Source organism: Neptuniibacter sp. (assembly GCF_024231755.1).
GTDB lineage: Bacteria > Pseudomonadota > Gammaproteobacteria > Pseudomonadales > Balneatricaceae > Neptuniibacter.
Genome location: NZ_JAAEQH010000048.1, coordinates 1 through 8,587 on the forward strand (window position 1 = coordinate 1; position 8,587 = coordinate 8,587).

At 49.0% G+C, this 8,587-nt stretch carries 7 protein-coding genes; 1 reads left to right on the forward strand and 6 read right to left on the reverse strand.

What is annotated here, in order from left to right:
* Positions 1-57: 57 nt before the first annotated feature.
* The gene (gene leuS / locus GY843_RS01790) at positions 58-2,649 is read right to left on the reverse strand and encodes a leucine--tRNA ligase (protein ID WP_297306008.1); all 2,592 of its coding nucleotides are present in this window, start codon (positions 2,647-2,649) and stop codon (positions 58-60) included.
* A 167-nt stretch (positions 2,650-2,816) separates the two neighbouring features.
* Here leuS and GY843_RS01795 point away from each other — a divergent pair, with 167 nt between their 5' ends.
* Positions 2,817-3,347: a zinc ribbon-containing protein gene (locus tag GY843_RS01795; protein ID WP_297306009.1), complete on the forward strand. Its 531-nt coding sequence runs from the start codon at positions 2,817-2,819 to the stop codon at positions 3,345-3,347.
* A gap of 30 nt (positions 3,348-3,377) precedes the next feature.
* Here GY843_RS01795 and lnt read toward each other — a convergent pair whose 3' ends face one another.
* The 5 genes from lnt to miaB are packed head-to-tail and all read right to left on the reverse strand — an operon-like array spanning position 3,378 to position 8,547.
* The gene (lnt, locus tag GY843_RS01800) at positions 3,378-4,871 is read right to left on the reverse strand and encodes an apolipoprotein N-acyltransferase (protein WP_297306010.1); all 1,494 of its coding nucleotides are present in this window, start codon (positions 4,869-4,871) and stop codon (positions 3,378-3,380) included.
* Positions 4,872-4,877: 6 nt separating this feature from the next.
* Positions 4,878-5,714: an HlyC/CorC family transporter gene (locus tag GY843_RS01805; protein WP_297306011.1), complete on the reverse strand. Its 837-nt coding sequence runs from the start codon at positions 5,712-5,714 to the stop codon at positions 4,878-4,880.
* 21 nt (positions 5,715-5,735) lie between these two features.
* Entirely contained in the window at positions 5,736-6,191 is a 456-nt protein-coding gene (ybeY, locus tag GY843_RS01810) for an rRNA maturation RNase YbeY (protein WP_297306012.1), read from the reverse strand.
* Positions 6,192-6,193: 2 nt separating this feature from the next.
* Positions 6,194-7,180 carry a PhoH family protein gene (locus GY843_RS01815; RefSeq protein WP_297306013.1) on the reverse strand — a complete coding sequence of 329 codons (987 nt, stop codon included), beginning with the start codon at positions 7,178-7,180 and terminating at the stop codon, positions 6,194-6,196.
* A 2-nt stretch (positions 7,181-7,182) separates the two neighbouring features.
* Positions 7,183-8,547 (reverse strand): tRNA (N6-isopentenyl adenosine(37)-C2)-methylthiotransferase MiaB, encoded by a 1,365-nt coding sequence (gene miaB / locus GY843_RS01820; RefSeq protein WP_297306014.1) that lies wholly within the window; start codon positions 8,545-8,547, stop codon positions 7,183-7,185.
* Positions 8,548-8,587 lie beyond the last annotated feature (40 nt).

Sequence of the window (8,587 nt, forward strand, 5' to 3'; positions counted from 1 at the left end):
AGCCAGAGAGGCTTTCCACTGCGTGATCATATATGCTCCTTGGGCACTTTGTGGCGATTAGCCTACAACGATATTTACCAGACGACCAGGGACAACAATCTTCTTACGGATTGTTTTGTCAGCCATGTGTTTCTGTACATTTTCATCTGCCAGGGCAGTGTGAAGTACCACATCTTCATCGGCATCAGCAGCAACGTTGATTTTTGCGCGTACTTTACCGTTTACCTGTACAACCAGCTGGATAGTGTCCTGCACCAGTGCGGACTCATCCACTTCAGGCCACTCTGCAACCAGTACATCACCGTCATGACCCAGCTCCTGCCACAGTTGGTGGCTGATATGCGGAGTGATTGGTGATAGCAGCAATGTTGCTGCTTCCAGAGCTTCCTGCATTACAGCACGGCCCTGTTCGCTGATATCAACAAACTTGGCGATTGTATTGGATAGTTCCATTACTGCTGCGATTGCTGTGTTGAAAGTCTGACGGCGTTCGATGTCATCAGTAACTTTCTGAATAGTCGTGTGCGTTTTCAGGCGTAGTTCTTTCTGCACATCGGTCAGGCTGTCTTTATCGATAGCTACCGATGAACCGCCTACATTCAGGTGATCGTGGACCTGCTTCCACAGGCGCTTCATGAAGCGGTGTGCGCCTTCTACGCCGGTATCAGACCACTCAAGAGATTGCTCCGGTGGGGCCGCAAACATCATGAACAGACGTACGGTATCAGCACCGTATTTGTCGATCATCACCTGCGGGTCGATGCCGTTGTTCTTAGACTTGGACATTTTCGACATACCGTCGTGTTTCAGCTCGGTACCGGTTTCACGGTGAGTGGCTGTGATCACACGGCCTTTGTCATCAGTCTTAACGTCAACGTCTGTTGGCGCAACCCAAACCTGGCCGCCATTTACATCTTCGTAGTAGTAGCTGTCTGCCAGAACCATGCCTTGGCACAGCAAGCGTTTGAACGGCTCGTCACTGTCTACCAGACCTTCGTCACGCATCAGCTTGTGGAAGAAGCGGGAGTAAAGCAGGTGAAGAATAGCGTGCTCAATGCCGCCGATATACTGATCTACTGGCAGCCAGTAGTTTGCTTTTTCCGGCTCCAGCATCGCGTTTTCACTGCTGCGCGAAGCGTAGCGTGCGTAGTACCAGCTAGATTCCATAAAGGTGTCGAAGGTATCTGTTTCGCGTTCAGCAGCACCGCCACATTTCGGGCAGGTGGTGTTGATAAAGCTTTCCATCTTCTTGATAGGCGAGCCGCTGCCATCAAACTCAACTTCTGTTGGCAGTTCAACGGGTAGCTGATCTTCCGGTACAGGAACAGCACCACAGCTCTTGCAGTTAATTACAGGGATTGGAGCACCCCAGTAACGCTGACGGGAAACACCCCAGTCACGCAGGCGGAAATTAACGGTGACTTTACCTTTGCCTTTGGCTTCAAGATCAGATGCGATCGCTTTGAAGGCCATATCAAATTCCAGGTCATCGTAGTCACCTGAATTTACCAGAGCGCCTTTTTCAGTAAACGCTTCAACTGACAGATCGATATTTTCGTCTTCAACAGAGCGGATAACCTGTTTGATCGGCAGGCCGTACTTAGTAGCGAACTCCCAATCACGTTGGTCATGACCCGGTACAGACATTACCGCACCTGAACCGTAATCCATCAGGACAAAGTTAGCTGTCCAGACAGGTACTTCCTCACCCGTTAGCGGGTGAGTGGCTGTGATACCCAGAGCCATACCTTTCTTGTCCATTGTCGCCATATCAGCTTCGGCAACTTTAACGTTTTTACACTCTTCGATGAATTCAGCCAGCTCAGCATTGTTCTGTGCTGCTTTAATTGCCAATGGGTGTTGAGCAGCAACGGCAACGTAAGTTACGCCCATTAGAGTGTCTGGACGAGTTGTGAAGACTTCCAGTTCACCGTAATCAGCGACATCAAATTTCAGCTCGACACCTTCAGAGCGGCCAATCCAATTCTTCTGCATGGTGCGAACCTGTTCTGGCCACTGGTCCAGTTTATCCAGGTCTTCTAGAAGCTGGTCAGCGTAGTCAGTGATTTTCAGGAACCACTGTGGAATCTTCTTGCGCTCAACCAGAGCGCCAGAGCGCCAGCCGCGACCATCGATAACCTGCTCGTTTGCCAGTACGGTCTGGTCAACCGGGTCCCAGTTCACTTCAGCTTCTTTCTTGTAAACCAGACCTTTGTCCATCAACTTAGTGAAGAACCACTGCTCCCAACGGTAGTATTCCGGATGGCAGGTAGCCAGTTCACGATTCCAGTCGTAACCAAAGCCCATCTGCTGCAGCTGATTGCGCATGTAATCGATATTTTCGTAGGTCCATTTCGCTGGAGCTACGTTGTTCTTCATCGCTGCGTTTTCTGCTGGCAGACCAAACGCATCCCAGCCCATTGGCTGCAGTACGTTTTTGCCTTGCATGCGCTGGTAGCGGGAAACTACATCACCGATGGTGTAGTTACGAACATGACCCATGTGGAGTCGGCCGCTTGGGTACGGGAACATAGACAGGCAGTAGAATTTCTCTTTCTGCAAATCTTCTTCACATTTGAAGCTGTCGTTATCTTGCCAGTGTTTCTGGATGGATGGCTCAATCTTTTGCGGACGATATGTTTCGTTCATGTTCGTGTATCGTGATACCTGGGATGAAAAACCGGCATCTTGTTGAGTTCGATCAGAATTCTGAACGGACTCTTTGGATGCCGGTAAAGAAAATTTGTAAATTGCGGTATAGGATACAATATATACATAGAGGCAAACAGAGTTTCGGCTGATTTTGAGGGGTATTTATGGAGCAAAATAGCGATAAAAACAGCAAACTGGCTTCTTCTGACTATGATCGGGTGTTATTACGTCTGACTCGTGACTTGAAGAACTCTGAAGCACTGTCCTGGGATCTGCTGCAGGAGAAAATTCATGATGCGGTAGAGCTGGAACTGGCCGCTGAAGAAATGACCCGTGATGAGGTGGATCTGCTCAATGCTTACCTACAGCGTGACCTGAAAAAGTTAGGTTACTATGCCCATGAAACCGGAGAGGGAATCGCTGCATGGCTCAAATTTGATCTCAATGCATTAGAGCACACCCTTGCTGAGCAGCTGCGCCTGATCGCAGATCGCACCCGTGTTGAGCAGGAAGAATTACGGGAGAGGCTTGATCACGATGAGGATCAGTATTTAGCAGGGGAACTGGCAACGGTAGGGACGCTGGAGTGTCTGAATTGTGGCGATCAGTTAAGCCTGCAAAAAACTGAGAAGCTGGGACCTTGTTCCAGCTGCCAGGCGAAGCTCTTTAAAAGGGTTTCCCATCCCTGGCCCTAAGCGCAAATAATCCAGCTGCAGCTTACGGCTTTATCTAAAATCAGGATAGGGGTTTGCTTCGGTTCTTCGCTGCGCTCCTATCCCGATTAGTGTCAGTAAGAAAGCAAATCCTAACACCGGGATGGAGCCGTGCATTTGAAATGGGGTGAGCCCCTGCATAGCCATGGCCTCTGCTCTTAAAACCCCGGATTGGAATTGTGGCAGTTGCTCAACGACTTCCCCTTTGTGATTTATCAGCGCTGTAATGCCGTTATTGGTGCCGCGAATAACCCAGCGTCCATTTTCCAGAGCGCGTACTTGCGCAATTTGCAGGTGTTGGGCGGGGGCGATTGAATCACCAAACCAAGTGTCGTTCGATACTGTCAGGATAAAATCAGCATTAATTGCGCCGTTTCTAACCAGTGCTGGATAGGCTATTTCATAGCAAATCGCTGCATTTAGCTGGTGCGGTCCAACTTTGAGTAGTGGTTGTGCTTCCTTTGGTAGGGAGAAGCTGGACATGGGTAGGTTAAAGAAGTCGAGCAGTCCGCGTAGTTGATTCTCCATTGGAACATACTCGCCAAATGGTACCAGGCGCTGTTTATGGTATATGCCTGTGCCGGTTGTCAGCACAGCAAGGCTGTTATGGATGCGATAGCCTTTGGGGTGTGCTGAATCGGCCTCAGTGCTGGGGAGACCACTGATAAGAGTTACGCCGTTGCTATCCAGATCATTGAGAATATCTGCTAGTGGTAAGGCGGAATGCCGGAACAGCGAGGGAATAGCTGTTTCTGGCCATAACATCAGTTCGCTATCCAGATGGTCGCTGGACATCTCTTGATATTTGTTAAGGATCTCAGGTCGATAGTCTGGGTTCCATTTGATTCGCTGAGGAATATTGGGCTGTATCAAAGCAACTTTTAGATTCGAACCTTTCTCCTCAGTCCACTCAATTGGAAGGAGATAACAGCCGATCAGCGGAAGAGGAAAAATGAGTAGCGGAAGCAGCTTGCGGCTGCGGATAAATTCAGCAAGGCACAAAGAGAGAATAACTACCGCAAGGCTTGCGAGCCAGACTCCGCCAATCGGGATAAGGTTCTGCAGAGGCGTTTCCAGTGTTGCATTGCCGAGATAAAGCCATGGGAAACCGGTAAACAGCCAGCTACGTAGCCACTCAAACAGAACCCATATGCCCGCGAAGCTAGCTGCCAGAAGCCGTGCAGTAAATAGTTTTTTCCACAGGAAAAGTTGCAGGGAAAATAACAGTGCCAGCCCGGCAACAAAGAGAATGGTTAAGGTGACTGCTATGGGTAGAGGGGTCTGACTATGCTCATTGATGCTAACAAAAACCCAGGAAACACCTGTGCCGAAAAAACCCAGTCCAAACATCCAGCCAAGTAGGGCGCTTTGTTTAGCAGTTTTTTGGTAGCTGCAGAGATAAATTACAGCCGGGATCAGTAGAGTTAGGTATTTTTGATCGAACGGGGCAAGGCTGGGGGCGATCAACGCCCCTGCAATCAGGCAGATAAGTAATTGCAGAGGCATAGTGTGTTATCCGTTACGGGTGACCTGTAGCAGGCGAATGCGACGGGTATCTGCAGAGAGTACCTTGAAAGTGAATCCGTCGATGTCCACTGTCTCATCTTTCTTAGGCAGGTGCCCAAAGTGCTGGGTTACAATGCCACCCAAGGTATCAAAGTCATCTTCCGGAAAACCTACCGAGAAATACTCGTTAAAGTCTTCTACTGGCGTTAACGCTTTGATGATGTAGGCATTCTCTTCAAAAGGTTTGATGTTGCCATCGTCCTCTTCGGAGTCATGCTCATCCTCAATCTCGCCAACGATCTCTTCCAGTACGTCTTCGATGGTGATCAGGCCGGACACGCCACCGTATTCATCCATCACAATCGCCATATGGTTGCGGGTTACGCGAAACTCTTTCAGCAGAACATTTAGGCGTTTAGATTCAGGAACAAAGGTGGCTGGACGTAGTTTGCTCTTCAGATCGAAACTTTCGGTGTCACCTTCGAGAATCAGAGGAAGAAGATCTTTAGCGAGCAAGATGCCCAGAATCTCATCAGGAGTCTCACCGATTACAGGGAAGCGAGAATGGGCGCTGGAGATGATGACAGGAAGAAACTCTTTTGGTGTCTGGTCGGCTTCTACAACAACCATCTGTGAGCGCGGCAGCATCGCTTCACGTACCTGCATATCAGATACCTGCATTGCGCCTTCCATAATAGTTAGCGCTTCGCTATCCAGCAGGTTTTCGTCGCTCGCCTGACGTAAATCGGATAATAAGTCCTCGCGGCTACGAGGTTCATCACTGAATGCCTGGGTAAGTTTGCCAAACCAGCCCTTAGGCTGTTCCGATCGGTCTTCGCTCATGATCTGTTTTGTTTTCCTGATTTATGTATCGTCCCGGTAAGGGTCGTCAATATCCATGCTGGCGAGTATTTTGCGTTCCAGACTTTCCATCTCTTCAGCATCTTCGTCATTTATATGATCGAAACCGATTAGATGCAAGCAACCATGTACCACCATATGTGCCCAATGATTGAAAAGTGGTTTATTCTGTTCCTCGGCTTCTCTGCCTACGACATCTGCACAGATCACCAGATCCCCCAGTAGTTTCAACGGGATACCTTCCGGAACTTCAAAAGGAAATGACAGAACATTGGTCGGTTTATTTTTGTCTCGATAGGTGTGATTCAGTTCCTGGCTTTCTTCAGGGGAGACGATGCGAATGCAGAGTTCCCCTTCATCAAGTTGATCACTGAGAGCTGCATCGACCCATTGTTGAAACTGAGCTTCATTTGGCAGCTCCCCTTCGATCTCGTACTGGATGTCGCAGTTGAAGCTCATATTTACTGGCCTTTCTCTTGTTCCAGTTTTTCGAAACGGTCATAAGCGCGCACGATATGTTGTACCAGTGGGTGGCGGACAACATCTTTCGCTGTAAAGCGAGTGAAACCGATATCCTTTACACCATCCAGGACTTGGATGGTGTGTACCAGGCCTGATTTTGTGCCTTTAGGGAGATCGATCTGGGTAATATCACCGGTAATTACTGCGGTGGAACCAAAACCGATTCGGGTCAGGAACATTTTCATCTGTTCTTTTGTCGTGTTCTGGCTTTCATCGAGAATAACAAAGGAGTTATTCAGGGTTCGACCACGCATAAACGCCAGTGGAGCTACTTCAATAACGTTGCGCTCGATCAATTTGCCTACTCGTTCAAAACCAAGCATCTCGTAAAGAGCGTCGTAAAGCGGGCGTAGGTAAGGATCTACTTTCTGTGTCAGATCGCCGGGTAGAAAGCCCAGCTTCTCACCAGCTTCAACCGCTGGACGAACCAGCAGAATACGATCCACTTCCTCACGTTCCAGTGCGTCAACAGCACAGGCTACCGCGAGGTAGGTTTTACCGGTACCGGCAGGGCCTATACCAAAATTAATATCGTGTTCCAGAATAGAGCGTACGTAACCCTGTTGGTTTTCCCCGCGGGGGCGGATCAGAGTTTTTTTGGTACGAATAGCGATGTCTGTATCCTGAATCTTCTGGTGGCTGATGATCTGGTCTAGCCCGCTTTGCTGGATCAGAAGATGAATCTGGTCCGGTGACAGAGTTTTATTCTGTTTCGCATCTTCATACAGGGATTCGAGCATGTCGGACACCTGTGTGATCGCTTCGATATCACCTAACAGCTGGAAATGATTGCCATGGTTGCGGATCTCAATACCTACACGGCGCTCAATCAGTTTTAGGTGTTCGTTAAATGGTCCGCATAGGTTGGCCAGATAAGCGCCGTTCTCCGGCTCTAAAGTCAGCTTAATCGATTGTGCTGTGGTCAAGGTTAGCCCGCCTTAAGAGAGTAGTTGTCATCCAGCTCGGAACTGATCAGTTCACCTACCAGAGAATTGGCGTAAGCCTGGACAATTTTGACGTCAGCAAAGTGGCCGATCAGATCAGGGTTACTGCAGCGGAAATTAACCACGCGGTTGTTTTCTGTGCGACCAGATAGAAGGCCTGGATCTTTCTTAGAATAACCATTCACCAGAATTGTCTGGGTGCTGTCTACCATGCGGCGGCTGATCTGCTGTGCATTCTGGATGATGCGGCTTTGCAAAATCTGTAGACGCTCTTTCTTGGTTTCTTCGTCAATGTTATCAGGCAGATCAGATGCAGGTGTACCCGGACGACGACTGTAGATGAAGCTGTAGCTGTTATCAAAACCGATATCTTCTATCAGTTTCATCGTTGCAGCGAAATCTGCATCGGTTTCGTTAGGGAAGCCGATAATAAAATCAGATGAGATTTCGATATCCGGGCGGGCCTTGCGGATGCGGCGGATCTTGGACTTGTATTCAAGTGCAGTATGGCCGCGCTTCATTGCCATTAATATCTTGTCTGAACCGCTCTGAACTGGAAGGTGCAGGAAGCTTACAAGCTCTGGAACCTCTTCATAAACATCGATCAGACTATCGGTAAACTCTACCGGATGGCTGGTTGTAAAGCGGATACGGTCGATGCCATCGACAGCTGCAACACAACGGATCAGCTCTGCTAGGTCAGCAGTATCGCCATCGTGAGTATCGCCCTGATATGCATTTACATTCTGACCCAGCAAGTTCACTTCACGCACACCTTGCTCAGCCAGTTCCACGCACTCGGTAATGACATCATCAAGTGGGCGGCTTACCTCTTCTCCGCGAGTGTATGGCACCACGCAGAATGTGCAGTATTTAGAGCAGCCTTCCATTACGGAAACAAAGGCTTCAGCGCCTTCCACTTTTGGTGCTGGCAGATGATCGAATTTTTCGATCTCCGGGAAGGATACATCCACGATACCAACACCTCCGGTACCGGTTTCCGTGATCATTTCCGGAAGGCGGTGCAGGGTTTGTGGACCAAAAATCATATCCACGTAAGGGGCGCGTTTTAGGATGTTATCCCCTTCCTGACTAGCAACGCAGCCACCCACGCCGATCTTGAGGTCAGGGTTGCTCTCTTTCAGTTTGCGCCAACGGCCTAACTGATGGAAAACTTTTTCCTGCGCTTTTTCACGGATAGAACAGGTGTTGAGCAGTAGCACATCTGCTTCTTTATCATCTTCTGTAAGCTCAAGTTCATGGCTTTCCCCCAGCAGATCTGCCATACGTGCAGAGTCATATTCGTTCATCTGACAGCCGTGGGTTTTAATAAATAGCTTTTTCGCCATTGTTCACCTGTATCTTGCGTGGATCAATAGGGCTACAAAT

What these genes read in the sequence shown, in the direction of transcription:
- leuS (WP_297306008.1), bottom strand. Translation starts at nt 2,649, where the DNA reads ATGAACGAAACATATCGTCCGCAAAAGATTGAGCCATCCATCCAGAAA.
- GY843_RS01795 (WP_297306009.1), top strand. Translation starts at nt 2,817, where the DNA reads ATGGAGCAAAATAGCGATAAAAACAGCAAACTGGCTTCTTCTGACTAT.
- lnt (WP_297306010.1), bottom strand. Translation starts at nt 4,871, where the DNA reads ATGCCTCTGCAATTACTTATCTGCCTGATTGCAGGGGCGTTGATCGCC.
- GY843_RS01805 (WP_297306011.1), bottom strand. Translation starts at nt 5,714, where the DNA reads ATGAGCGAAGACCGATCGGAACAGCCTAAGGGCTGGTTTGGCAAACTT.
- ybeY (WP_297306012.1), bottom strand. Translation starts at nt 6,191, where the DNA reads ATGAGCTTCAACTGCGACATCCAGTACGAGATCGAAGGGGAGCTGCCA.
- miaB (WP_297306014.1), bottom strand. Translation starts at nt 8,547, where the DNA reads ATGGCGAAAAAGCTATTTATTAAAACCCACGGCTGTCAGATGAACGAA.